The organism is Nocardiopsis sp. NPDC058789 (genome assembly GCF_042745575.1).
Lineage (GTDB): Bacteria > Actinomycetota > Actinomycetes > Streptosporangiales > Streptosporangiaceae > Nocardiopsis > Nocardiopsis eucommiae.
Genome location: NZ_JBHYOW010000029.1, coordinates 1 through 26078, shown reverse-complemented (window position 1 = coordinate 26078; position 26078 = coordinate 1). Strand labels below are relative to the sequence as shown.

Here is a 26078-nt window from a genome sequence, read left to right as displayed (position 1 = left end):
CCGGCTCAGATCCAGGACTGGTTGAGCGCCTGGGGGCCGGTGGGTTCGTCGTTGGGGTCCACCTCGTGGTTGCCTCCGTTCCCGTTGGTCCCGTCCTCGCGCGCGCCGCTGTCGTCGGGGTCGCGGTCGCTCGGGTGGCGTCGCGCCCTGGTTCGGCGCTCGCGCCGCAGCCGTTCCAGCTGACGCTGGCTGGACAGTGTGTCGGGGTGTTCGTGGCCCTGGACGCGGCTCCGGTCCGCCACCAGCGCCTCCAGGGCGCTGACCGCGCCGTCGGCGTCGTGTGCGCGCGCCTGCCAGCAGGCCAGGTTGTGCCTGCTGGTCAGGGTGCCCGGGTGGTCCGGGCCCAGTACCTCCTCCTGGACGGCGACCAGCTCGCGGAGTTCGTCCACCGCGCCCTCGGGGTCCCCGGCGACGCCGCGCCAGTGGGCGAGGTTGTGCAGGGTGCTGAGGGTGTTGGGGTGGTCGGGACCGAGGTGGTCGCGCTGGTCCGCGAGGAGCGCGCGGGACGCGTGGACCGCCGTGTCCAGGTCACCGGACTCGGCCTGGCACACCGCGAGGTTGCCCCGCGTGCTCAGGGTCTCCACGCGGTCCGCGCCCACCACACGGGTCAGGTCCTCGAGGAGCCGGCGGTAGCGGGTGATCGCCCCGGCGGTGTCGCCCGCCTGCGCACGGAGGTAGGCCAGCCCGTGCCGGGTGCGCAGCGTGTCCAGGTGGTCCGGGCCCAGCACCCGGAGCTGGCGTTCGTGCAGGTCCTCGAAGGCCCGTTGCGCCTGAGACAGGTCGGCGGTCGCCCCCGTCCAGTACGCCAGCGGGTCCGTGATGACGGGCGCGCCGCCCTGGCCGCCGTGCCGGAAGAAGTGGCCCGTGTGCTCGGCGGGGTGGCCCCCGGGTTCGAGGGTGTGCGCGACCGCCTCGGTCAGCACCTCCCAGTACGTCACGGCCCACTCCACCTGCCGGGAGGTGTCGAGGCCGCTTCCGGCGCGGAACAGCACCGGGTGGATGCCCTCCTCCCACAGCCAGCTCCACACCCGGACCCGGCCCGTGGTGCGTTCGCGCAGCACGGCGGTGTTCGAGCGCAGGCGGCGGCCCAGGGCCGAGTCGCGCGCGGTGTCCGGCCACACGTCCACCAGCCCGTCGGCGATGGCCCGGACCGCCTCCCTCGTGGGGCGGGTCCGGGTGTGTTCGAGGGTGGCGCGCTGGGTGAGCAGGTGGGCGACGATGACCAGCGGAGTGTCCCGGGTGACCAGGTTGAGGCGTTCCAGCGAGGCGAGCGCGAGTCGGACCTCGTGGCGGGTCAGGGTGCGCGCGGGGAAGGTGCGCCGCCCCAGGTAGGTGCGGATGGGACGGGAGACGACGACCTGTTCCGGCGTGGCGGCGGAGTCGAGGAGGGCGATCAGGCCCATGAGGGGTCGCGCCACGCCCTCGGGTCGGTGGGAGTCGGCGCGTTCCAGGGCCAGCTCCCAGGTGACGGCGACCGGGGAGTCGGTGTCCCAGTGCGGGAAGGACGCACGGCGCTCGGCCGCACGCCGGTGGAACAGGGCCAGGTAGGCGGCGGGGGAGAGCTGGAGGTCGGCCATGTGGGCGGCCGCCTGCGACAGGGCCAGGGGCAGGTGGTCGAGGGCGGCGGCGAGGGGGCGCAACTCGTCGTCGGTGTGCGCGATCCCGGCCTCCACGAGCGCTGACCTGAGGAAGCCGTGTGCCTCGGTGTCGGAGAACCCCCGGACGTCGTGCGGAAGGGGCCCGTGCGGGGAGAGGTCGTGCCGGGTGGTGACGATCATCCGTCCGTGGGCGCGCTCCGGGGGCGGCCACAGGTCCTCGACCTCGGTCGGGTCGGTGAGGTCGTCCCACACCACCAGCCAGCGGCGTTCCTCTCCGTCCACGGGTTCGTGCAGCCAGGAGAGGAACTGTCCGGCGGCGAGCTCGGGGTCGTCGGGGACGCGGGCGAAGAGCTGCCGTGCGGCCTGGGCGTAGGCGAACACGACCCCGTCCCGGGTGGCGGCGTCGGCCCACAGCAGGACCTCGGGGCGCTGGGACGGCACGGGGTGGCCGCTGAGGGCGCGGGCGTGGTGGGCGGCGAGCTGGGTCTTGCCGACCCCGCTCGCCCCGGCCAGCACCTGGTGCGGGGCGGGGGAACCGAACCCGCCCAGGGTCGTGTCGAGGGTGTCGGAGAGGGCACGCCGACGGTGGTGGTCCGCGGGCTCGGGTACCAACCCGACGCTGATCGGCCAGTTCACCGGGTTTCGGCTGGTGTGGAAGTCAGTTCCGGAGGTCGGAGTTCCCGTGGGGACGGGGTGGTCGGGGCACGTGCCGAGGTGGTGGTCCTCCGCGTTCGTGCCGTTGCCGTGTTCGTGGCCAGAGCTCAACAGCCACACCCTTCCCGGGGTCCGAGGGAGTCGCGCGCTCAGCGTGCTTACGTGTCGTATGCCCCGATCGTGACTCGGGAACCCCGGGGGCAAAGGGGTTTCGGTCGATCCAGTTCCCATCACGGAGGGGAGTCAACCCCATCGTTTGCGCAATCCCAGGTCAGTGCTCCGAGACCGGCGCCCGGCGGCGGCCGGGGTCGCGGAGAACTCTTCCTGAACGGGGGAGCCCGTCCGACCGTCCGACCCCGGGGGTCACCCCCGGAGGACCTCCTCGATCAGGACGGCGCGCTCACCGGGCGCCTCGGCCCGCAGGGTGCGGGCCACGGTGAACAGCAGTTCCGGGGCGACGGCGCCGCTCGGGTGCACGCTCGCGACGGAGCCGTCGTCCAGCCGGGTGCGGACCTCGCTCAGACGAGGGGGGTGCCCGTCCGCGTCACGGTGCACGACCACCATCGAGTCCTGTTCGGAGCACTCGACCGCGGGGAAGCCGCAGCCGCCGTGGATCCCCGACTCCCGCTGCTCCGGCGTCCAGCTCAGCACGTGCAGGGACCCGGGCTCGTTCTCGTCGGCCCGGTCCGCGCCCACGCCCGGGCCGCCCGCGACCTCCCCTGTGGCCGGGGCTCCGGGGCGGTCGCCGTCCGGGGCCTCGTCGGGGCCGTCGGAGCGGGGCGGGACCTTGCGCTCCGGCACCGTGCCGAGGGGGTCGGCGCCGTCCCCGGCGACGTAGGTCATGCGCAGGCCGCCGTGCACCTCGTGGACCCCGACGGGAGCCCACTTCGGGTGGTCCAGGACCGCGATCGTGTGCCCGAACTCGCTGATCTGGCTGATCGAGCGCCGTTCGGTGGACCGGTCGCGCGTGTGCTCGGCGGCCAGCGGCAGCAGGAGCAGGCCGACCGCGGCCACCGCCATGCCGGGCAGGACTCCGTGCCGGGCGTGGCCTTGGCCGAGGAGGACGCACGCGCAGACCGCGGCCGAGGCCACGACGGCGCTCACCACGGCGGCGTTCACCAGGGCGTCACCGGGCACGGGTGTGAAGGTGGGCGAGAGCAGGGCCATCACCAGGGGCGTGGCCAGGGCGGTCCCGGCCGCCAGGCAGGCGCACGCGGCCGGGTGTCGCACCCCGGTGCCCCTGAGCACGAGCGCGGAGATCAGCACCATCAGGACGGTGCCGCCGACCGCCACCGGGGTGACCAGCAGGGTCTCCAGTTCCGGTCGGCCCAGGCCCAGGCTGAGGGCCAGTTCCCACACGGCGACGGGGAACAGCGACATCAGCGGTGCGCCCACCAGGCACACGACGAGGAGGGCGCCGACCGCGGCGACCCCGGGTCGGCCCGTGGTCGTTCGTGTGAGCACGCCCTCCATCAGACCCGAACCATCCTCCTGTGCGGGGACGCCACGATACGCCTGTCTCCGCCCGCACACCAGGTGTGGGAACCCGGTTCCGCCCCTGCGGCCTCTCCGTGCGGCCTCAGTGCCCCAGTTTGCGCACGTACGGGCGGCGGGCCTGGTCGAACTGCTGCCACCTGGGGTCCAGCTGGGTGCGCAGCTGGACCTTGCCCTCGGGCCAGTCCTTGAGGAGGTCCTCGAACTCGGGCAGCACACCGGAGTCCGGGTCGAGGTAGTAGACGTACATCCGCTGACCGGCGACGGTCTGCTGCATGAACAGCGCGCCGTTGTCACCGAGCAGGCCCGAGAGCCGGGCCTCCAGGTCGGCCAGCGAGACGACGGAGGTCTCCTGGGGGAGCCGGTCGGCGTCGGCGTCCGCGTACGGCACGAGGACCTGCACGAAGAGCGAGAGCGCGGGGAAGTCCCGGCGGGTCACGGGGTGGCGGACCTGGACCTCGAGCGGGCCCTGCAACGGCAGCCTGCCGTGGAGCGTCACCCAGCCGTCGGTCCCGCCGAGGAGATCGCCCATCTGCTTGGCGACGGCCGGCATGGAGGTCGGCGGGAGCGGGTCCATCGGCCGCTCGTCCAGCGACGTCACCTTCCCGACCCAGCGCACGAACTGGTCCTCGCCCAGGGCCAGCAGGGTGACGTGCTCCGCGACGGCCTGGCGGGTCTCCCCGGACAGGAACATGTTGTCCGGGTGGTAGACGCCCACCTCGATCCGGCTCGTGCCCTGGTTGACGCGCATGGACACGGACACGTGGGACAGGTCGAGTTCGTGGTCGTCCCAGCGCACGGTGTTGCCGAGCTGGTCGTGGTCGGCGGGGCGGACCGGGAGGAACCGCCACTCGGTGTCCTCCGGCGCCGACCGGGACCAGCGCTCGGACTGCACCCGTGCCTCCTCGGAGGCGCCGGGGCGCAGGGTCAGCGCGTAGGAGGGGGCGTCGGTGAACCGGGAGGGGTCGTCCAGGGCCGCGAGCTGTTCCAGGAGCTTGGCCGGGTCGACGTCGGCCGACAGGTCGAGGTCCTCCAGGCCGCCCTGCGGTTGGGGTGCGGGTCCCACCTCCCAGTCCAGGTCCGGGTGGATCGCCTTGACCAGCGCGGAGACCCGCTCGGACACCTCGGCGGAGGCCGGGGTGTCGGACTCGACGGACTCGGCCAGGGGCGAGCGCACGGTGGGCCAGGCGTCCCAGAAGGCCGTGACGGCGGCCGTGGACGCGGAGTCGGAGGTGTCGGCGGAGCGGCGACGACGGAACAGAGCCATACCCATGATTTTCGCAGAACCAGACGACCACCCTCGCCCCGCCCCGGGGCGGGCGCGTCCCAGAGCACACCTTCGGTCGGGCCCGGGCGTGGCCCCCTCCTCCGTGGGGCGCATAGGCTGGGGTCGTTATGACTTTGCGTGTACTGGCCGCCATGTCCGGCGGGGTCGATTCCGCGGTTGCCGCGGCCCGTGTGGCCGAGGCGGGGTACGACGTCACCGGCGTGCACCTGGCCCTCTCCAAGAATCCACAGTCCTACCGCACCGGCGCCCGGGGCTGCTGCACCGTGGAGGACTCCCACGACGCCCGCCGCGCGGCGGACGTCATCGGCATCCCCTTCTACGTGTGGGACATGTCGGAGGAGTTCGACCGCGAGGTGGTCCAGGACTTCGTCGCGGAGTACGAGGCGGGCAACACCCCGAACCCGTGCCTGCGCTGCAACGAGAAGATCAAGTTCGAGGCGGTGCTGGACCGGGCGGTGGCGCTGGGCTTCGACGCCGTGGCCACCGGGCACCACGTCCGCAAGATCGACGGCCGCCTCGTACGCAGTGTCGACGAGGGCAAGGACCAGTCGTACGTGCTGGGCGTGCTCGACGCCGGGCAGCTCGAACACGCGATGTTCCCGCTCGGGGACTGCACCAAGGACGAGGTGCGGGCCGAGGCCGAGCGCCGGGGGCTCTCGGTGGCGGACAAGCCGGACAGCCACGACATCTGCTTCATCGCCGACGGTGACACCGCCGGGTTCCTGAACCGGCGCCTGGGCGAGAAGCCGGGGCCGATCCAGGACGAGGACGGCAACGTGGTGGGCACCCACAAGGGGGCGCACGCGTTCACGATCGGCCAGCGCAAGGGCCTGGGTCTGGGCGGCGCCCCGAACCCGCGCTACGTGCTGTCCATCGAGCCGGTGAACAACACCGTGACCGTCGGTCCGCGCGAGGCCCTGCGGGTGGACGAGATCGTCGGGACGCGGCCGGTGTGGAGCGGCGGCGGCCCGCTCTCCGAGCCCACCGAGTGCCACGTCCAGCTGCGGGCGCACGGCGAGGTGTACCCGGCCACGGTCGTGCAGCGGGAGGCCGAGGACGGTCCGGAGCTGCTGGTCCGGCTGGCCGAGCCCGCGCGCGGCGTCGCGGCCGGTCAGGCCGTGGTGGTCTACGACGGCGACACGGTGCTCGGGTCCGCCACCATCCGGTCGACCGCGCGTTCGGAGGAGGCGCGGAAGTCCGCGTCGGCGTGACCGCCGGTTCCCGAACACGGGCATAACCGTCACAGTAGGACACACAACACGCGCTTTCTCGTCCGCGACTCTTGCCGAAGTTAGGTAAGGCAATGCAAAGTTGTGGGGTCAAGGTGTAAGGGGTCCGGTCCATGCCGCAGTTCGCGTTTCTCGAGGGTCAGCCCTTCTGGGTCATCTACTGCACCCTGCTCGTGGTGATCCTGCTGCGCGCCCCCGCGACCTACTGGATCGGCCGGGGCCTGGGAGCCGGGGTCACCCGCAGCCGCATGGGCCGACGCCTCGGACCGAAGCTGGACTCCGCCAAACGACGCATCGACCGCTACGGCGCGCCCGTGGTCACCCTCAGCTTCTTCACCGTGGGCATGCAGACGGCGATCAACCTCTCCGCCGGCGCCGTGCGGATGCGCTTCCCCCGCTACTTCGCCGCCGTCTTCGTCGGCGGTCTGGCCTGGGCGGGCCTGTGGGGCGTGGTGATCGCCGGGCTGGTCGGCACCTGGCTGGAGCTCTTCCTCAGGTCCCCGTGGACGGCGGTGGGCGTGGTCGTGGCCGCCGTCGCGGCGGTGACCGCCCTGGTGGTGCGCGCGCGTCTGGCCGCCCGGTCCCGTGGCGAGCGGACACCGGACGCGGAGCCGGCCCGCGTCGGCGAGGCCGCCGAGTCCGACACCCGCCTCACCTGAGGCGCGTGTTCCCGGAGACGCCCGAACACTCCGGAGGGGACCGAGCCGCGCCCGTGCCTCCCGCGCCCTCTAGCGTGGGGGCATGCGTATCTCTGTTGACGCCGTCCTCTTCGACATCGACGGCACACTCGTGGACTCCACCGGCGCCGTCGAGAGGACCTGGCGGCTGTGGGGCGAGGCCCACGGCATCGACCCGGAGGAGATCCTGGCCGTCTCCCACGGCAGGCGCTCCGAGGACACCGTCGCGATGTTCCTGCCCGAGGCGCAGGTCGCGGAGGCCACCGCCGAACTGGAGGAACTGGAACTGGCCGACCTCGACGGCGTGAGCGCCCTGCCCGCCGCCCGCGAACTCCTCTCCGCGCTGCCCTCCCCGCGCTGGGCCGCCGTCACCTCGGGCTCGCGCAGGCTCATGCGGACCCGCCTGGAAGCCGCCGAACTGCCCGTCCCCGAGGTGCTCGTCACCGCCGACGACGTCTCCGAGGGCAAACCCCACCCCCAGGGCTACCTCCGGGCCGCCGCCGCGCTCGGCTTCGACCCCGCCCGGTGCCTGGTGGTCGAGGACGCCCCCGCCGGGGTGCGCGCGGGCCTGGCCTCCGGCGCCGCCGTGCTGGCCGTGGCCACCTCCCACAGCCGCACCGAACTAGAGGGGATCGGCGCCACCGAGCTCATCGACAACCTCACCTTCTGCACGCTGGAGACGACCCGGGGCGGACTGGTCCTGAGCACCCCCTGACTCCGTCACCGCGCCGCGCCGGTCCGGTTGCCCTAACCTTGGGCAACGTGAGTCAACAGCAGCCCCAACCCTGGCCCGTCGCGTCCGCAACCGGAGTGGGTTCCTGGCCGGGGGAGGACCCCGACGAGGCCATGCGGACCATCGTCGGAGAGCTCCCCGACCTCCCGCACCTGCCCGAGCTCCCAGCACGGGGCGCCGGCGCCGACATGATCGGACGTGCCGCCGGTCTCCTCGTGGACCTCCCCGTCGAGGTGCAGCCCACCGGATGGCGGGTCGTCGACACCCCCGGACGCGACCTCGCCCGCGCCGGAAGCTTCCTCTCCTACGACATGGACGCGCTCACCGAGCACCTCCACGCCTACGAGGGCCCGCTCAAGGTGCAGATCGCCGGTCCCTGGACCCTGGCCGCCGCGATCGAGCTCCGCAACGGCCAGCGCGTGGTCTCCGACCCCGGGGCCCACCGCGATCTCGCGGAGTCCCACCTGGAGGGCGTCCTCGCACACGTGGCCGACGTGCGGCGTCGCGTCCCCGGCGCCCGGGTGATCGTCCAGGTGGACGAGCCCACCCTGCCCGCCGTGCTCCTCGGCCGCCTGCCCACGGCCAGCGGCCTCGGCGTCCTGCCCGCCGTGGACCGGGTCCTGGTCGAGTCGGTCCTGCGCACCCTGTTCGCCGGGATCGAGGAGAGCGGCGCCGTGCCCGCCGCGCACTGCTGCGCCGCCGGGGCGCCGGTCGACCTCCTGCGTCGCAGCGGTGCCCGGGCCCTGAGCCTCGACGCGCGACTCCTCACACGGGCGCACGACGAGATGGTCGGAACCGCCGTCGAGGCCGGTGTGGGATTCCTCCTCGGAGTCGTCCCCCCGACCGACCCGCCCGCCCCCGCGCGACCCTCCGGAACCGCCGCGGACGCCGCCACGGCCGCCCCCGCGCGACCCTCCGGAACCGCCGCGGACGCCGCCACGGCCGCCGCCCGGAGGTCCGCCGGAATGTCGGACCCGGCGGCTATCGTCGACCCCGTAAGAGAGCTCTGGAACCGGTTGGGATTCAGCCCTGACCTGCTGTCCCAGGTGGTCGTCACCACGCCCGCCTGCGGGCTGGCGGGGGCCTCCCCCCGGCACGCCAGGGCCGCCCTGGAAGCCGCCCGGGGCGGGGCCCGGGTCCTGCGGGACGAACCCCGCAGGTAGCGACGGCGGACGCGGGGGTCGACCCCCGGCCTCCACCTCCGGTCCCGTCCGACACCCCCGACCCGGCCCCGTGAGAGCGACAAGAAAGGCAGCAGTGAGCGCGCCCGAGAACACCACCGTCCCCGACGAGGTACGCGCCCGCCACGCCGAGCTGTGCCGTGAGCTGGACGATCACAGCTACCGGTACTACCTGGGCAAACCGATCGTCTCCGACGCCGAGTACGACCGGCTCATGCTCGAACTGCGGAGCATCGAGGACCGCCACCCGATCCTCGTCAGCCAGGACTCGCCCACGCAGAAGGTCGGCGCCCCCATCAGCGTCGACTTCGCCGAGGTGGAGCACCTCGTCCGGATGGAGAGCCTGGGCAACGCCTTCGACTCCGAGGAGCTCTCCGCCTGGGCCGACCGCGCCTCCGCCGAGGTCCCGGTCGACGCCTACCTGTGCGAACTCAAGATCGACGGGCTGGCGGTCGACCTCGTCTACGAGCGGGGGCGCCTGATCCGGGCCGCGACCCGGGGCGACGGCCGGGTCGGTGAGGACATCACGCTCAACGTGCGCACCATCGGGGTGGTCCCCGAGCAGCTCGACGAGAGCGTGCGCCCCGCCCCCGAGCTGCTGGAGGTGCGCGGCGAGGTCTTCCTCCCGGTGGAGGACTTCGAGGAGCTCAACCGGCGCATCGCCGTCGACGGCAGCCACGCGCCGTTCGCCAATCCGCGCAACGCCGCCGCCGGTTCGCTGCGGCAGAAGGACCCGAGGGTCACCGCGACCCGGCCGTTGTCGATGATCGTGCACGGCGTCGGCGCCTACACGCCCGCCGCGGGCGAGGAGACCGCCTTCACCAGCCAGTCGCAGGCCTACGCGCTCCTCGGTGAGTGGGGGCTGCCGCTCAGCGACCGCTACAAGGTCGTGGCCACGATGGACGAGGTCCGCGAGTACGTCGCGTTCTACCAGGAGCACCGGCACGACCCCGCCTACGAGATCGACGGCATCGTGGTCAAGGTGGACGACATCTCCCTCCAGCGGCGGCTGGGCTCCACCAGCCGCGCGCCCCGGTGGGCGATCGCGTACAAGTACCCGCCGGAGGAGGTCACCACCACGCTGGTGGACATCAAGGTGGGTGTGGGCCGCACCGGCCGCGTCACCCCCTACGGCGTGATGGAGCCGGTCGTGGTGGCCGGGTCCGAGGTCGAGTTCGCCACCCTGCACAACGCCCAGGAGGTCGTCCGCAAGGGCGTGCTCATCGGGGACACCGTCGTCCTGCGCAAGGCGGGGGACGTCATCCCGGAGATCGTCGGTCCGGTGCTCGACCGGCGCGACGGCACCGAACGCGAGTTCGTCATGCCCGAGCGCTGCCCCGAGTGCGGCACCGAGCTCGGGCAGCAGAAGGAGGGCGACGTCGACCTGCGCTGCCCGAACGCCCGTTCCTGCCCGGGCCAGCTGCGTGAGCGGGTGGCGTTCATCGCCGGGCGCAAGGCGCTGGACATCGAGGCGCTGGGCTACGTCGCGGCCACGGCGCTCACCCAGCCGCTGGAGCCGGTCGAGCCCGCGCTCAGGGACGAGGGCGACCTGTTCGACCTCACCGTCGAGCAGCTGCTGCCGATCCGCACGCACGTCCTGGATCCGGACACCACCGAGCCCAAGACGGACCCGAAGACCGGCGAGCCCAAGGTGGTCTCCTTCTTCGCCAACATGAAGGGCGAGCCGAAGAAGACGGTCGAGAAGCTGTTCGAGCAGCTGGAAGAGGCCAAGGACAAGCCCCTCTGGCGTGTGCTGGTCTCGCTGTCCATCCGCCACGTCGGCCCCCGCGCCGCCGAGGACCTCGCCCGCCACTTCCGGTCCATGGACGCGATCCGCGCCGCCTCCGAGGAGGAGCTGGCGTCGGTTGACGGGATCGGCCCGACCATCGCCCGGTCCATCCACGAGTGGTTCGCCGTGGACTGGCACGCAGAGATCGTCCGAAAGTGGGCGGCCGCGGGTGTCCGTATGGAGGACGAGGGACAGGAACCCGGGTCCCGGGTGCTGGAGGGCGTGACCGTCGTGGTGACCGGTTCCCTGGAGGGTTTCACCAGGGACGGCGCCAAGGAGGCCGTGGCCGAGTGCGGTGGCCGGGCCACCGCCTCCGTCTCGAAGAAGACCGGGTTCGTGGTGGTCGGGGACGCCCCCGGGTCCAAGTACGACAAGGCCGTGAAGCTCGGCGTCCCGGTGCTCGACGAGGCCGGGTTCCGCGTCCTGCTGGAGGACGGCCCCGAAGCGGCGGAGAAACTGCGGATCAACCCGGTGGAGGAGGCGGCGGAGGAGTAGGCTCCGCCGCACACCCGGGATCGTGGGCGTCCCTCCGGGGACGCGGGCAGGGGGACCGTTCCGGCCCCCTGCCCTTCGTGGCTCGCGAATCTCTTCACGGATAGTTCATGTGATGCGACAGTTGGTGACGAAACCCCGTAAGCTGTGCGACAACACCACCGGATACGGACAGGACCGTATCCGGGATAACGGTCATCAGTCACGAGGTCACCGATGAAGGACCCCATCAGCACTCGGGACATCGGCCCCCGGGTCGGGACACCGCTGTGGCTCTACATGGCGGCCGCCACCGTCGCGGGCGCGGCACTGCTCGGCGTCTCCAGCGTCGAGCTCGGCATCGAACAGCTCACCAACCTGGCCAGGGAACCACTGGTCTGGGTGCTGCTGTGCATGGTGATCCTCGGCGAGCTCAGACCCATCGCCATGCCCGGCCAGGCGCCGGGCAGCGGCGCCCCCACCTCGCTGCCCTTCACGTTCGCGCTGGTCATCTTCTACGGGCTGCCCGTCGCGGCGCTCCTCCAGTGCGTCGCGACGGTCGTCGCCGGGGTGGCCCGCCGTCACGCGCCGCACCGGACCGCCTTCAACGCTGCCCAGTACGTCCTCTCCCTCGGAGTGGCCGACGCCGTCCTGCGCCTGACCCTCCCCGAGATCGTCACCTCCCCGTGGATCCCGGCCGGGGGAGAGCTGGTCGGGGTCGCCCTCGCCGGGGCAGCCTCGTTCCTGGTCAACCGGGTCCTGGTGCTCTGCGCCGTGGCGATGCACGAGCGCGTGCCGCTGCGCCAGGTGATGTTCAAGGGCCTGGGACAGCAGGTGTACGTGAACGCGGTCCTGCTCAGTCTGTCGCCGCTCATCGTCATCGCGATGACCCACTCGGTGCTCTACGTGCCGCTGTTCGCCTTCCCCCTCGGAGCCCTCTACACGAGCGCCCTGCTGCTGGTGAAGCGCGACCACCAGGCCAACCACGACGAACTCACCGGACTCGCCAACCGCAAGCTCCTCACCGTCCGGGCCCGGAGGGAGATCGACCACGCCCACCAGCGCGGCACCCGCGTCGGCCTGCTCCTGCTGGACCTGGACCGGTTCAAGGAGGTCAACGACACCCTCGGCCACCCCACCGGCGACCGCCTCCTCCAGACCCTGGCCCGGCGGCTCGTCCACAGCGTGCGCCCGAGCGACCTCGTGGCCCGCCTGGGCGGCGACGAGTTCGCCATCCTGCTCCCGCAGGTGCGCGACGCCGCCACCGCCCGGGAGGTGGCGCTGCGCCTCAAGGGGGCGCTGGCCGAACCGGTGCGACTGGACGGCATGGACTTCGACCTCCAGGTCAGCACCGGCATCGCCCTGTACCCGGACGACGCCCCCGACTTCGAGCTCCTCATGCAGCGCGCCGACGTGGCCATGTACGTGGCCAAGGCCGACCGGACCGGCGTGGAGTGCTACGACCCCGGCAAGGACCGCAACTCGACCGCCCGGCTGAGCATGTACAGCGAGCTGCGCCGCGGGCTGGCCGAGGGCGCCCTGGAGATGCACTACCAGCCCAAGGTGGACCTGGCGGACGACCGGCCCGTGGGTCTGGAGGCCCTGGCCCGCTGGCGGCACCCGGTGCGCGGCCTGCTCACCCCGGACGAGTTCATGCCGGTGGTCGAGCACTCCAACCTGTTCCGGGCCTTCACGGGGCAGGTCCTCGACATCACCCTGGCCCGCACCGCGCTGTGGCGGACCCAGGGCCAGCACCTCCCGGTGGCGGTCAACCTCGGCGTGCGCGAACTCCTGGACCCGGACCTGCCCGAGACCGTCGCCTCGGCCCTGCGCGAGCACGGCGTCCCGCCGCACCAGCTGGTCCTGGAGATCAGCGAGCGCACCCTCATCGAGGACCCCGGCGCCGCCACCGCCGCCGTCGGACGCCTGCGCACCCTGGGGGTGGGCCTGGCGCTGGACGACTTCGGCACCGGGCACTTCACCCTCGCCCAGCTGGCCGGACTGCCGCTGGACGAGGTGAAGATCCACGAGTCCTTCACCTCCCGCCTGGTGGACGGCACGGCCAACGGCCGCACCGTGGTGCGCGGGGCGATCGCCCTGGTCGGCGCCCTGGGCATGCGGGCCGTCGCCGAGGGAGTGCAGACCCGTGAGCTGGCCGAGGCCGCCCGCGACACCGGCTGCGACCACGCGCAGGGGCACTTCTTCGCCCGCCCGATGATCGCCCGCGACGTGGTCACCTGGGTGGCCGCCCACGACACCGGCACCCCCGTCTGAGCCGGACGATTCATCATTTCGAGTTGGCGGAAACCGAGAGTTTCGCCGCCGGGTCAGGACTGGCCGAAGGTGGCCACGGGAATGGCTGTGGCCGTCACCGCAGACCAGACGAGTATGCGGCCCCGAGACAGCCATCCTCGGAGCCTCGAGGGAATGATCCCCCGGGGGCATTCAGAGTGGTGCGTCGGAAGCCGCCAACACGGACAGCCAGGCTGGTGAGACTTTCGGAACTGTGGAGGTTCCTTCAGTGCTCCCCGGGACCTACCACTGAACGTCCGTTTGTGAGCTTCGGCCAGCCCCAGCCCTAGAATCGAATCTGATCCCAAGGTGAGTCGTGTACTTCTCCTCCAAGTCCTGTGACGTCGACACCGGAAAGCTGGACCAAGCAGCTGACGATTCCCTCAGCATAGTGGGGCGCATCACAGGAAATGGTGGAGACCTCAAAGCCCTGTTGATGACGGAGGCAAAGAGTTCTCTGATCTGGTAGCCAGTGATATCCACGCGACTGCAAAAGAGAATCTCGGTGCGCGGAATTCCGGGTTGGCCACATGTTGACACGTTTGGGGGATGCTGACAAAGTGGAGTGGAGATGTGGAGAGGTGCAAGACAAAATATCGGGTCTTCAGGAAGAATGAGACGCGGCGGTCGCCAGCAACTTCGGATTTGATCTCGATGATGATGATGGTGGTGTGGTCGAGGCTCGCAGAGCGCTCCAATAGGAGTTCTGGAATGTTCGACGCTGTTCCTCGGGGATTGATGGTTTCCTGCTTGTGTCTTTCCCTTGTGTTCTTGGTGGCCGGGTGTTCCTTGTTGGGTCCTGTGCACAGCACTCGTGAGCCTGGTGAGCCCCCGGGGTACCGGTCGTCGGTCAGTCAGATCGCCTGGACCTGGGAGTCCCCTGGGGATCGTCGTGACGTCCGTATCCGTGAAATGGACGAGGGCGTCGCCGTGCTCACTGCGGACGGGGTACACGCCCTTTCAGGGGAGTCAGGTGAGGAGCTCTGGTCATACAGAGACCGAGGACGGTCATTGGTGAGTGAGGTGACGGACAGCGGAGAACATGTCGTCCTGTATGACAAGGACGCGTCGCGAACCACTCTGATGGAGGCGGCCACCGGACGTGTTGCCCACGAGTTCGAGTCTGATCTGTCCGGTGTCGAGTACACACGTGAGCACGAACCGTTCCCTCTGGAATCCGCTTTGCGCGGCGTCTCGGGGGAGACCTGGACCGTGCGTTGGGAGGACTCGGTCAGCTCCTATGACCTCTCCACAGGGGAGTCGCTGTGGACCGTTTCGAACGTGCCGAGTTGTTCCGACGTCGGTCGGGTGGACAGCCTGACGGTGCGGACGGACGTGGTGGTCGCGGCCACCACCTGCTTCGAACAACCCGAGGGCGAAGAGAGCGTGGCTTCCACTTTGGGCCAGGACTTCTCCTCCGAGCTGGTCGGCCTTTCCCCGGAAACGGGCGAGGAACTCTGGCGGACGGAACACTCCGTCGGCCGTATGCCCCTCGAATCCCTGGAACGCACTGTCAGCCCACGCCCGGGGGGACTCGTGGGCATCCACTTCCGTTCCGGAGGCCTGGGTGACTCCATCCTGGACATCGGGAGGAGGGAGGCGACGCACCTGGACACGGGCCGTCTCCTCTGGAGTTCACAGGACGGGACCCGGTTGGGTGTCTGGGACACCGAGAGCGGTGCGTATCGGATCGAGGACCTTGCGGGGAACGTCGATCGGGAGTCGGAGCGTGGCCTCGTGTCGATGAACGAGGACATTGTGCAGGACGGCCACCGGGTGGGTCTGCAGGGCGGGGTGCTCCACCTGGAGAGCTGGATGGAGAACGCCTCGGTACCCGAGGGATTCGCCCGCTTCGAGGGGTTCGAGGACACCGCAGTGCTGACATGGGAAGACGCGGTGGGTCTCTCGATAGTCAACGCGATCAGCGTTCCCGGGGCGGTGGCCGTCGCGTACGTGGCCGACGGCCGGGCCGGTGTGATGGGCCTCAGGTGAGGGAGAGCGGCACCGGGACCGGCGGCGGGACAATAGGATTGTCCTGATCACCCGTCCGCCGAAGAAACGGTTCTCACCTGATGACCGCCATCACCCGTGATGAGGTCGCGCACCTCGCCCGGTTGTCGCGGCTGGCGCTCGACGAGAGCGAGCTCGACACGCTCGCCGCCCAGCTCGGTGACATCCTCACCGCCGTGGCCAAGGTGCAGGAGGTCGCCCAGGGCGACATCCCGCCGAGCTCGCACGCCCTGCCGCTGACCAACGTCTACCGCCCCGACGAGGCCCGGACCGGTCTCACCCCCGAGCAGGCCCTGGCCGGAGCCCCCGCGGTGGAGGAGCAGCGCTTCCGGGTGCCGCGCATCCTTGGGGAGGAAGAGTAGATGAGCGACGTCATCGGGCTCAGCGCCGCCGACCTCGGCGCGGCCATCAAGGCCGGTGAGGTCTCCTCGGAGGAGGCCACCACCGCCTACCTCGACCGGATCGAGTCGGTCGACGGCGACATCAACGCCTTCCTGCACGTGCGCCGGGAGACCGCGCTCGCCCAGGCCCGCGACGTGGACGCCAGGCGTTCCGCCGGTGCCGACCTCGGCCCCCTCGCGGGCGTGCCGGTCGCGCACAAGGACGTGTTCACCACCAAGGACATGCCCACCACGGCCGCGTCGAAGATCCTGGAGGGCTGGCAGCCCCCCTACGACGCCACCGTCACCGAGCGCCTGCGCGAGGCCGGTCTGGTCATCCTCGGCAAGACCAACATGGACGAGTTCGCCATGGGGTCCTCCACGGAGAACTCGGCCTACCAGATCACCCGCAACCCGTGGGACACCGACCGTATCCCCGGCGGCTCCTCCGGTGGTTCCTCCGCGGCCGTCGCCGCCTTCGAGGCTCCGCTGGCCACCGGCACCGACACCGGCGGCTCCATCCGCCAGCCCGCCGCCGTGTGCGGCCTGGTCGGCGGCAAGCCCACCTACGGCGGCTCCTCCCGGTACGGAATGATCGCCTTCGCCTCGTCCCTGGACACCCCGGGCCCGTTCGCGCGCAACGTGCTGGACGCCGCCCTGCTCCAGGAGGCCTTCTCCGGCCACGACCCCCGCGACTCCACCTCGATCGACGCCCCCGTGCCGCCGGTGGCCGACGCCGCCCGGATGGGCGACGTCGAGGGCCTGCGCGTCGGCGTGGTCAAGGAGCTGGACAACGACGGCTTCCAGCCCGGTGTCCGCCAGCGCTTCCGCGAGACCGTGGAGCTGCTGGAGTCCCTGGGCGCCAAGGTCGTCGAGGTGTCCTGCCCGAGCTTCGACGCCGCCCTGTCGGCCTACTACCTCATCGCTCCCAGCGAGGCCTCCTCGAACCTGGCCCGCTTCGACGCGATGCGGTACGGCCTGCGGGTCGGTGACGACGGCACACGCAGCGCCGAGGAGGTCATGTCGCTGACCCGCGCGCAGGGCTTCGGCCCCGAGGTCAAGCGCCGGATCATGCTGGGCACCTACGCGCTGTCCAGCGGCTACTACGACGCCTACTACGGCAGCGCCCAGCAGGTGCGCACGCTGATCAAGCGCGACTTCGACGCCGCCTTCGAGAACGTGGACGTGCTGGTCTCCCCGACCACCCCGACCACGGCGTTCCCGATCGGTGAGCGCGCCGAGGACCCGATGGCCATGTACCTGGCCGACCTGTGCACGATCCCGTCCAACCTGGCCGGGAACGCGTCGCTGTCGGTGCCGTGCGGTCTGGCCCCGGAGGACGACCTCCCGGTCGGCTTCCAGATCATGGCCCCGCCGCTGGCCGACGACCGCACCTACCGGGTCGCGGCCGCCGTCGAGCGCGCCCTGACCGAGCGGGACGGCGCGCTGATCGCGCGCAGCCCCTACGCGGTCTCCTAGCTTCGTACGACGCCCTCCGCTCCCCACGGGGGAGCGGAGGGCGTCCGCGTGTCAGCCGATCAGCTTCGCGATGTCCTCGTGCAGGTCCTCGGGGAGGTCGACGCCCCACCGATCGGCGGCCTCGCGGGACAGCTCACGGCTCCACGTCCAACTGTCCTCCAGCGCCCGGCGGACCTCCGCCGGTTCGGCGCTCCCCGTCGTTGCGGTGTGGCGCGCCACGTCCCGGCCGGGCAGGTCCGCCTCCAGGGCCCGGCTGGGTGTGAGCCAGTGCGCGGTGGAGCCGCGCAGCAGCCGCACCAGCTTGAGCTGGTGAGGGGAGACCATCGTGGCCAGCGCCGCGTGGGCGCGGGCGGCCTCGCCGCGGGCCAGCACGTGGGCGGTCATCAGCGTCCAGTTGGCCAGCTCTCCCATGAGCTGCTCGGCGGTCGGCGCCGGGTCGGGTGCCACGAACCCGGCGAGGGGGCGCACGGCCTCGGTGAGGCGTCCGGTGCGGTCCACCAGCACGGCGGCGTCCGGGTCGGGCAGGTGGATCATGCCCTTCCAGGTGGCGATCTCCGCGATCGCCGATCCCGGATCGAAGTGGAACTCGCCGCGCATGAGGTCGTCGAAGACCACCGCGAGGATCCCGAAGAGGTTGGTGTAGGCGAGTCGGACCGGGGCGACGCGGGAGACGAACTCCCGGCCGTCGAGGTCCTCCGCGAGGTACACGTAGGCGTCCAGGTCGGAGAGGGCGTCGGCCTCACCGGTGCTCCAGGACCCGTAGAGCAGGACCGCCTCCACGCGAGGTTCGGCCAGTGCCACCTCGCGCAGGCGCTCGACGCGCTGGGTCAGGGCGGTGGGTGGGGTGCGGTGCTGGTCGTGCACGGATACTCCGTCGTCTCGGGGTGTTCCGGGCAGCACGAGGACGCCGCCCGGGTGGGAACCGTTCGGGCGGCGGACCTCCTCACGAGGGTTCCGCCGTCCCTAGGAGGGACGGCGCTCGGTGACCGCGATCGCGCACATGGTGACCATTCTAGGGCCGCTGCCCGGTGGACCGGCGGCGCCGGGCGAGGTACAGGGCGGCGCCGCCACCGGCGACCGCGACCAGCGCGGCGGCGACCAGGGCGACCACCGCGCCTCCGGTGACGGCCAGGCCCTCCCGTTCGGGCGCGGCGGCCCGGTCCGCGGCGGGGGAGGCGCTGGGCGCGTCGGTGGGTTCGACCACCGGCGGGGTGCCGCCCGCCGCGTCCCAGGCCACCGTGGCGGACTCGGAGACGACGATCTCGCTGTCCTGGGCCGTGATGAGCGTCTGCGTGGGCTCGTCGGGGTCCTCGCCCTTGAACAGGCGGCCGATCTCCACGGAGGCGGTGGTCTCCAGCACGAGGGTGGCCTCGCCCGGCTCGGCTTCGGCCGGGACGGAGAAGGCCACGGTGTCGCCGCTGCCGACCTCGTCGAGGCTCCGGCCGGTCCCGGCGTCGACCAGCTTCACGCCGTCGGGCGCCTCCAGGCGCACGGGGACGTTCTCGGCGCTGGTCTCGACGGTGAACGGGCCGATCTCCTCACCGGCCAGTCCCGAACCCCGGCCCGGGGTGACGGTGAGCGCGGAACCCGGTTCGTTGGCCAGTTCCTCGGCGCCGTCCACCAGGTGCTCGTACAGGTGGGTGACGTTGCCCGCGTTGACGTTGCCGTCGAGTTCGGGGCTCCGCTCCACCCGTTCGAGGTCCAGTCCGTTGCTGAAGTGCCAGATCGCCGCCTGGGTCGCGGTGAGCGCCTCGGACTCGGTCAGACGTGCCATCCCGGCCCGCTCCTCCAGCTGGCCGACCCCGACCACCGGGTAGGAGTTCCGCAGGATCCAGTTCACCCTGCCGGGTTCGGCGAAGTCCCCCTGCCCCGGGTAGCTCTCCCACTGGTCCTCGCGGTACCAGGCCTCCTCGACCAGTCCGGTGCGGAAGTCGATGCAGTACGTGGTGAGCGTCTGCGCGCCGTCGTCGAGGCGCAGGTCGAAGGTGGCCGTCGTGGTGAAGGGCTCGCCCCGCATGGTGACCGCGTGCCCGTGCTCCGCGACGCCCGTGTACTGGCCGCGCACCGACCCCTGGTAGGGGGCGGGTTCGGCCGTCGCGGGCACCGCGAGGCCGACCACGAGCAGGGCCGAGGTCACGGCGGCGAGGGGGGTACGACCACGGAGGGACACGTGCGTCACTTCTCTTCCTGAGGTGTTTCGCCCGGTGGCGGTAAACAGCGCGATTCAGGTGGTGAAGAGGGCTTTTGGGGGGTGGTGCGTCCGTCGGACGAGGTTTTCACAGGACGCGTGACCCTCACAACGAAGCCCATTGTTCTGGCCGATATCAGCCAAGTGCGGGATCCCATGTAAACCATCCGCCGTATTGTGCGTGCGGTGTCAGAAAAGGGGCCGTGGTTTTGTCCGCGCATGACAAAGGGCCCGCCCCGCGAGTGGATCGCGGGGCGGGCCCGGGAGGGCGTGCTACCTACGCGTCGGTGTCAGCGTCGGCGCCGTTGCTCCGGCGCTTGCGGCTGAGGTAGAGGGCACCGCCACCGGCACCCAGGGCGGCCACACCGGCGGCCACGAGGCCGAGCAGCGCGCCACCGGTGACGGGCAGGGTCGGCTTGTCGTCCTCCTTGCCCGGGGCGGGCTTGTCGTCCTCGGAGGGGGACTCGCTCGGGGTGGGCTTGGGCTCCGGCTCGTCGGTCGGCTCCGGGGTCGGCTCCGGGGACGTCGAGGGCTCCTCGGACGGCTCCGGGGTCGGGGTGGGCTGGTCGGCCTCGGACCACTCGGCGGAGGCGGCGGCGTTGACGGTGACGTCGCTGTCCTCGGCGGTGATCAGGGTCTGGGTCGCCTTGTTGGGGTCCTCGCCCTTGAACAGGCGGCCCTGCTTGATGGTGGCGTTGGCCTCCAGGCTGAAGGACGCCTGGCCCGCGTCGGAGTCGGCGGGGACGGAGAAGCCGACCTTGTCGCCGTCGGAGAGGGTCTCGCCGACCGGCTGGCCGCTCGCGAGGTCCACCAGTTCGACGCCCTCGGGGGCGGTCAGGTCGACGGGGACGCTCTCGGCGTTGGTCGAGATGACGAACTCGCCGACGGTCTCACCGGCCTTCCCGGCGGCGCTGCCCGGGGTCACGCTCAGGGTCGGCGCGGGCTCCTGGGGCAGCTCCTCGGCGTTGTCGACCAGGTAGTCGTAGATCGCCTTGACGTTGCCCGGGCCGCGGTCGAGGGTGGCGCCGTTGCTGTAGTGCCAGATGGCGGCCTGGGTGGCGGCCAGCGCCTCGGACTCGGTGACCCGGGCGGCGTTGGCGTCGGAGGCCTCGGCCAGCTCCTGGGCGCTCACCGACGGGTAACCCTGCTGGAGGATCCAGTGGACCTTGCCGGGCTCGGAGAAGGATCCCTTGCCCGGGTAGTTGGCCCAGCTGTCCTCCTTGTACCACGCGTTCGAACGGATGCCCGTCTCGATGTCGATGCAGTAGGAGATCAGCTCGCTGCCGTCCTCCAGCCGGAGCCGGAAGAGGTTGGTGCCGATCCTGTCGCCGCTCATGGTGACGGTGTCGCCGGACTGGTGGTTGTCCACGTACTGGGCGCGCACGGCGCCCTCGTAGGTCTCCACGGGCTCCGCGGCGGCCGGAGCGGCCAGGCCGAAGGTCAGCAGCGCCGCGGCGGAGACCGCCAGACCCGCGCGACCGGTGCTCCGGAGGTTGGGGGAGTGCTTCACGTCGTGTCCTGTCATGAGGTGCCGCGCCGCGCGGCCCCGGGGGCGTGCGGCAGCGGGGGGAGGAAGAGGGGCGTCCGGGAGGGGCCGGAGCGGCTTCGGGCTGCGAGAGAGCCCGGAGGCACAGGGGAAAGAAAGTTTGTGCCTGTCCGATATTAGCGATCTGTTGGGGTACGTCCAAGCCGAACCGGGGGGATTTCTCGGCGCCACTGGTCTGAACTGCGCCTTCTCCAGGAAAGACGGAGGGCCCGCCCCCGTGATCTCTCACGTGGACGGGCCCTCGCGCGGTCCGAGCCTCGACCGGTGCGGGCTCCGGTGTCCGGAACCTCGACCCGGTCGGGGGAGCGGGCTCAGGGGACGAGTCCCCTAGGCGTCGGTGTCCTCACCGGTGGCCGCCTTGCGCTTGCGGCTCAGGTAGAGGGCGGCACCGCCGGCACCCAGGGCGGCCACGCCGGCCGCGACCAGACCCGTGAGCGCGCCACCGGTCACCGGCAGGGTCGGCTTGTCGTCCTCCTTGGGCGGGGTCGGCTTCTCCTCGGCCGGCTCGCTCGGCTTCTCGGCGGGCTCGGAGGGCTCCTCACTGGGGGAGGGGGTCTCGCTGGGCTCCTCGGTCGGCGGGACCGGGGTCTCGGCCTTGGTCCAGGAGGCGGAGGCGGAGGCCGTGGCGGTGGTGGGCTCACCGTCGACGGTGATCAGCGTCTGGGTGGGCTTCTTCGGGTCCTTGCCCTGGAAGAGACGCCCGGTCTCCACGGTGGAGGTGGCCTCCAGGCTGAAGGACGCCTCGCCGTCCTCGGCGTCCTCGGGGACCGAGAAGCCGACCTTGTCGCCGTTCTCGACGGTGGTGACGGCCTCGCCGGACTCCACGTCGACCAGTTGGACGCCCTCGGGCGCGCTCAGGTCCACGGGGATCTCGGTGGCGTTGGTCTCGATGACGAACTCACCGACGGTCTCACCGGCCTTGCCCTCGGCGGAGGACGGGGTGACGCTCAGCGCGGCGCCGGGCTCCCGCTCGGTGTCCTCGGCGTTCTCCACGAGGTAGGCGTAGACCTTCTCGACGGCCTCGCTGTTGCCCTCGCTGAGGTCCAGGTCGTTGCTGAAGTGCCAGATGGCGGCCTGGGTGGCCGCGAGGGCGTCACCGTTGCTCAGGCCCTCGACACCGGCGGCCTCACCGAGGGCGGCGGCGTCGGTCCGGGGGTAGGAGTTCTGGAGGATCCACAGGACCTTGCCGGGCTGCGCGAAGGAGCCCTCGCCGGGGTAGTTGGCCCAGTCGTCCTCCTTGTACTCGGCGCCGCCGACGATCTGGGTGCGGAAGTCGATGCAGTACGTCGTGAGGACGCTGCCGTCGGTCAGCTCCAGGTTGAAGAGGCTGGGCCGGACCTCCTCGCCGTTCATGTGGACGTTCGGGCCGTTCTCGGCGTTGCCGGTGTACCGGCCTTCGAGGGAACCCTCGTAGGTCTCCACCTCGTCGGCGGCGGCGGGGGCGGCCAGACCGAGGGCGAGGAACGCCGCGGCGGTGGCGGCGAGACCAGCGCGTCCGGCGGTACGGGGGAGGGAGAAGTTACTCAAGTTGTGTCCCGGTGTCTGCTAGGGGTAACCGGATGGAATCCGCCCAGGTCGATGGGGAGCCGTGTGCGGAGGGTGCGGTCGCCACGGATGGGAGCCCTCGTCGATGGGGGAGGGCCGCTGGGTGCGCCCCCTGTGGGTGTCGCACCGTGTCGGGGACAGGGGCGCGGTGGCCGTTCTGGCCGGGGGCTGTCCTTTGATCGGGCTCGCCCACGCGGGAGATCGGGCCGCGTGCGCCATGAAAACGGCGACCGCCCGCCCGATACTAGCGATCGGGTTCCCCACTTCCAACCCGCTTCACTGAAAATGTGACGAATAGCGGCCGGGGGAGAATTCCCAAGGGGGTGAACCCCCATTATGTCCCGGTGTTAGGGAACGTCAGTTCGGAGAGGGAGCAGTTCCCCGGTTCTCAGTCGCGTCGCTTTCTGCCCAGAACCAGGATGAGCAGGCCGGACACGACCAGTGCTCCGGCGATCACCAGCAGACCGGACAGCCACGTGCCGGTGAGCGCCAGCCCGTCCTCGGTGTTCCGGTGCTGCGCCACGGCCGTCGGGGTCTCCTCCGGCACGGGCTCCGGGGAGGGCGCCTCCCGGACCTCCGGGGCCTCGGGTTCCGCCGTCTCGGGCTCGGGCTCCTCGGTCCGCTCCTGCGGCTCCTCGCCGCGCCAGGTGAACGTCGCACTGGTCGAGCTGGTCGCCGAACCCGGTTCCGCGGTGATGAGCGGTTGGGTCCGCACTCCCTCGCGGCCGGTGAACAGGCGCCCCTCCTCCAACGGGACCTCGTCGCCGCGCATGTGGAGGGTGGCCACCCCCGCCGGAACGGACGGGTCCACGTCGAGGAACAGCTCGTCGCCGTCGTGGGCCTGCGAGATCTCCCGGCCCGCCGCGTCGACCAGCCACGACGCCGGGGCGCCGCGCAGCGAGAGCCGCACCGGCCCCTCTCCCGCGCTGGAGACGGTAAGGGGGCCCAGCGGATCCTCCGGGGAGACCTCCTCGACCTGGGCGGGCGAGACCTCCACGGAACGGGCCGTGGTCCCGCCGCCGGCGTCCAGACTCCCCTCCACGAGGTACGTGTAGAGCGCGGTGACGTCCGGGTGGTTGGCCTCCGGGTCCGGCTCCACCCCGTCCAGCACGTTCCACAGGGCCGCCTGGGTCGCCGCGATGGCGTGCGCCTCCTCCAGGAACAGCACCCCCGAGGCGGCGCCGAGCAAGGGCAGGGCCACGTTCGGGTAGGAGTTGCTCACCACCCAGTTGGCCCGGTTGGCGGGGGCCGGGGCCCCGGTGGTTCCGGTCCACTCCGGGCGGTCCGCCCACGCCGACTCCACGTAGGCGGTGCGCGGCCGCACCTCCTCGTCCACGACCAGCGCGTAGGCGCGCACCGAGTCCTCGTCGGCCACGCGCAGGCTGAACAGCGCCGTGTCCACCTCGTCGCCGTCAGTGAGCACGACGGGCAGGCCCGCGACCGGGTCTCGGTCGAGACGGGAGAAGTCGTCGGCCGCCACGGGGGCGGTGGTCAGGGTGCCGATCAGCGCGGAGGCGGAAAGCAGCGCGGCGCACCGAAGCAGGATGCCGGACATGCTCGGGCGCTCCTGTTGGGACGGGCGGAAGGGGCGAGGGCCCCTGCCGGCGAAATCGTGTTCCTGGGCAATCAAGACTAACGGCCCGGGCCTCCGTCACCGCGGAGATCGTCTCCACAGCGACCCAATCGTGTGCTTGCCGTGACATGCGTCGGCCGCACCCCGTTCGGGGACGGGACCGCCGGACCTCTCAGCCTCGGTAGGCTGACCTGGAAGGTATGTCCTCTACTGAAACGGGTTTGCGGCGATGGCCCACGCGGTGACTCCCAGCTTTGAACAGGCGCTGAACACGTACGAACCCGTGCTCGGCCTGGAGACCCACATCGAGCTGGGTACCGCCTCGAAGATGTTCTGCCCCTGCCCCACCGCGTTCGGCGCCGAGCCCAACACCCAGGTGTGCCCGGTCTGCCTCGCCTTCCCCGGCTCCCTGCCGGTGGTCAACGAGAAGGCCGTCGAGGGCGCGATCCGGCTCGGCCTGGCGCTCGACTGCTCGATCGCCCCGTGGGGCCGGTTCGCCCGGAAGAACTACTTCTACCCGGACATGCCGAAGAACTACCAGATCTCGCAGTACGACGAGCCGATCTGCGTGGACGGGCACCTCGACGTCACGGTCGACACCCCCGAGGGGCCGCGCGTGTTCCGCGTGGAGATCGAGCGCGTCCACATGGAGGAGGACACCGGCAAGTCCTCGCACGTCGGTGGCTCCACCGGCCGCATCCACGGCGCCAGCCACTCCAACGTCGACTACAACCGCGCCGGGATCCCGCTGTTGGAGATCGTCACCAAGCCGATCACCGGTACCGGTGAGCTCGCCCCGCTGGTGGCCCGCGCCTACGCCGCCGAACTGCGCGACCTGGTCCGTTCGCTCGGCATCTCCGACGTGCGCATGGAGGAGGGCTCCATGCGCTGTGACGTGAACGTCTCGATCAACGAGCGCGGCGCCGACGAGTGGGGCACCCGCAGCGAGACCAAGAACGTCAACTCCCTGCGCTCCGTCGAGCGGGCCGTCCGTTCGGAGATCGAGCGCCAGGCCGGTGTCCTCGACGCCGGGGAGCGGGTCGTGCAGGAGACCCGCCACTTCCAGGAGCACCTCGGCCGCAGCACCTCCGGCCGCTCCAAGGAGGAGGCGCAGGACTACCGCTACTTCCCGGACCCCGACCTCGTCCCGGTCGCCCCGTCCGAGGCGTGGATCGAGGAGCTGCGGGCGACCCTGCCCGAGCTGCCCGCCGCCCAGCGGGCCCGGGTCACGGCCGAGTGGAACCTGTCCGACACCGAGCTGCGCGACCTGGTCAACGCCGACGCCATCGGCCTGGTGGAGGCGACCGTGACCGAGGGCGCGCCCTCGGCCGAGGCGCGCAAACTGTGGCTGAACGAGCTCTCCCGCCGTGCCACCGAGCAGGAGGTCGAGCTCTCCTCCCTGCCGATCACCCCGGCGCAGGTCGCCCGGGTCATCGCGCTCGTCGCGGAGGGCACGCTGACCAACAAGCTGGCACGCCAGGTCGTCGAGGGTGTTCTCGCCGGTGAGGGTGAGCCCGACGCCGTCGTCGAGTCCCGTGGTCTCAAGGTCGTCAGCGACGACGGCGCCCTGGGCGCGGCCGTCGACGAGGCGATCGCCAACAACGCCGACGCGGCCGACAAGGTGCGGGGGGGCAAGGTGGCCGCCGCCGGTGCCCTGGTGGGCGCCGTCATGAAGGCCACCCGGGGCCAGGCTGACGCCGGTCGTGCGCGGGAGCTCATCCTGGAAAGGCTTTCCGCGCAGTAGGAGGCGGGCGGCTCCGCCCCTCGGGCGGGTGTGAGGTAGGGCTCCTCCCTTCGGTCCTGGCGTGCGGAACCGCCGCCGGACCCGGTTCGTTGCCCGGTGCGTGAGCGGCGGGGGGGGGGGGGGGGGGCCGCCCCCCCCCCCCCCCGGGGGGGGGGGGGGGGGGCCCCCCCCCCCCCCCGCGGGGGTGTTCGAGGTATGGTGGGCGTC

18 protein-coding genes are annotated in these 26078 nt (G+C 71.6%); 10 read left to right on the top strand and 8 right to left on the bottom strand.

All coding sequences use genetic code 11. The features are described 5' to 3' along the window. Window positions 1-5: 5 nt before the first annotated feature. The 3 genes from ACFW3L_RS25875 to ACFW3L_RS25865 form a co-directional block, all read right to left on the bottom strand. Complete coding sequence (locus ACFW3L_RS25875) at window positions 6-2363, bottom strand: tetratricopeptide repeat protein (RefSeq protein ID WP_378748196.1); 2358 nt, start codon at window positions 2361-2363, stop codon at window positions 6-8. 252 nt (window positions 2364-2615) lie between these two features. Further along, window positions 2616-3725 (bottom strand): hypothetical protein, encoded by a 1110-nt coding sequence (locus tag ACFW3L_RS25870; RefSeq protein ID WP_378748192.1) that lies wholly within the window; start codon window positions 3723-3725, stop codon window positions 2616-2618. Window positions 3726-3831: 106 nt separating this feature from the next. After that, entirely contained in the window at window positions 3832-5013 is a 1182-nt protein-coding gene (locus ACFW3L_RS25865; protein WP_378748189.1) for a DUF695 domain-containing protein, read from the bottom strand. Between the two features lie 128 nt (window positions 5014-5141). Between ACFW3L_RS25865 and mnmA the strand changes: the two genes are divergently transcribed. The 9 genes from mnmA to gatA all read left to right on the top strand — a co-directional run bounded on the left by mnmA (window position 5142) and on the right by gatA (window position 17275). Next, on the top strand, window positions 5142-6245 hold the full coding sequence (gene mnmA, locus ACFW3L_RS25860; RefSeq protein ID WP_378748185.1) for a tRNA 2-thiouridine(34) synthase MnmA: 1104 nt from the start codon (window positions 5142-5144) through the stop codon (window positions 6243-6245). 131 nt (window positions 6246-6376) lie between these two features. Further along, on the top strand, window positions 6377-6922 hold the full coding sequence (locus ACFW3L_RS25855) for a DedA family protein (protein ID WP_378748179.1): 546 nt from the start codon (window positions 6377-6379) through the stop codon (window positions 6920-6922). Between the two features lie 82 nt (window positions 6923-7004). Further along, on the top strand, window positions 7005-7655 hold the full coding sequence (locus ACFW3L_RS25850; protein WP_378748176.1) for an HAD family hydrolase: 651 nt from the start codon (window positions 7005-7007) through the stop codon (window positions 7653-7655). Window positions 7656-7702: 47 nt separating this feature from the next. Then, entirely contained in the window at window positions 7703-8836 is a 1134-nt protein-coding gene (locus ACFW3L_RS25845; RefSeq protein ID WP_378748173.1) for a methionine synthase, read from the top strand. 94 nt (window positions 8837-8930) lie between these two features. Next, window positions 8931-11138, top strand: a complete 2208-nt coding sequence (gene ligA, locus ACFW3L_RS25840; RefSeq protein ID WP_378748168.1) for an NAD-dependent DNA ligase LigA — start codon at window positions 8931-8933, stop codon at window positions 11136-11138. A 213-nt stretch (window positions 11139-11351) separates the two neighbouring features. After that, complete coding sequence (locus ACFW3L_RS25835) at window positions 11352-13388, top strand: putative bifunctional diguanylate cyclase/phosphodiesterase (protein ID WP_378748164.1); 2037 nt, start codon at window positions 11352-11354, stop codon at window positions 13386-13388. Between the two features lie 930 nt (window positions 13389-14318). After that, entirely contained in the window at window positions 14319-15398 is a 1080-nt protein-coding gene (locus ACFW3L_RS25830; RefSeq protein ID WP_378748160.1) for a PQQ-binding-like beta-propeller repeat protein, read from the top strand. 80 nt (window positions 15399-15478) lie between these two features. Beyond that, complete coding sequence (gene gatC, locus ACFW3L_RS25825; protein ID WP_378748157.1) at window positions 15479-15778, top strand: Asp-tRNA(Asn)/Glu-tRNA(Gln) amidotransferase subunit GatC; 300 nt, start codon at window positions 15479-15481, stop codon at window positions 15776-15778. Beyond that, window positions 15779-17275 (top strand): Asp-tRNA(Asn)/Glu-tRNA(Gln) amidotransferase subunit GatA, encoded by a 1497-nt coding sequence (gatA, locus tag ACFW3L_RS25820; protein ID WP_378748152.1) that lies wholly within the window; start codon window positions 15779-15781, stop codon window positions 17273-17275. It abuts the gene before it with no gap. A gap of 51 nt (window positions 17276-17326) precedes the next feature. On the opposite strand, the gene ACFW3L_RS25815 is transcribed toward gatA, so the two are convergent. The 5 genes from ACFW3L_RS25815 to ACFW3L_RS25795 all read right to left on the bottom strand — a co-directional run bounded on the left by ACFW3L_RS25815 (window position 17327) and on the right by ACFW3L_RS25795 (window position 24109). Next, window positions 17327-18139, bottom strand: coding sequence for a nucleotidyltransferase domain-containing protein (locus ACFW3L_RS25815; protein WP_378748143.1), 813 nt, complete (start codon window positions 18137-18139; stop codon window positions 17327-17329). Between the two features lie 148 nt (window positions 18140-18287). Then, window positions 18288-19454, bottom strand: coding sequence for a thioester domain-containing protein (locus tag ACFW3L_RS25810; RefSeq protein ID WP_378748139.1), 1167 nt, complete (start codon window positions 19452-19454; stop codon window positions 18288-18290). 286 nt (window positions 19455-19740) lie between these two features. After that, window positions 19741-20973 carry a Cys-Gln thioester bond-forming surface protein gene (locus tag ACFW3L_RS25805; RefSeq protein WP_378748136.1) on the bottom strand — a complete coding sequence of 411 codons (1233 nt, stop codon included), beginning with the start codon at window positions 20971-20973 and terminating at the stop codon, window positions 19741-19743. Window positions 20974-21336: 363 nt separating this feature from the next. Further along, complete coding sequence (locus tag ACFW3L_RS25800; RefSeq protein WP_378748132.1) at window positions 21337-22536, bottom strand: thioester domain-containing protein; 1200 nt, start codon at window positions 22534-22536, stop codon at window positions 21337-21339. A gap of 406 nt (window positions 22537-22942) precedes the next feature. Next, a complete protein-coding gene (locus tag ACFW3L_RS25795) occupies window positions 22943-24109 on the bottom strand; it encodes a thioester domain-containing protein (protein WP_378748128.1) in 1167 nt (388 codons plus the stop codon). A 247-nt stretch (window positions 24110-24356) separates the two neighbouring features. Between ACFW3L_RS25795 and gatB the strand changes: the two genes are divergently transcribed. Then, window positions 24357-25871 carry an Asp-tRNA(Asn)/Glu-tRNA(Gln) amidotransferase subunit GatB gene (gene gatB / locus ACFW3L_RS25790; RefSeq protein WP_378748124.1) on the top strand — a complete coding sequence of 505 codons (1515 nt, stop codon included), beginning with the start codon at window positions 24357-24359 and terminating at the stop codon, window positions 25869-25871. The last annotated feature ends 207 nt before the right edge of the window (window positions 25872-26078 follow it).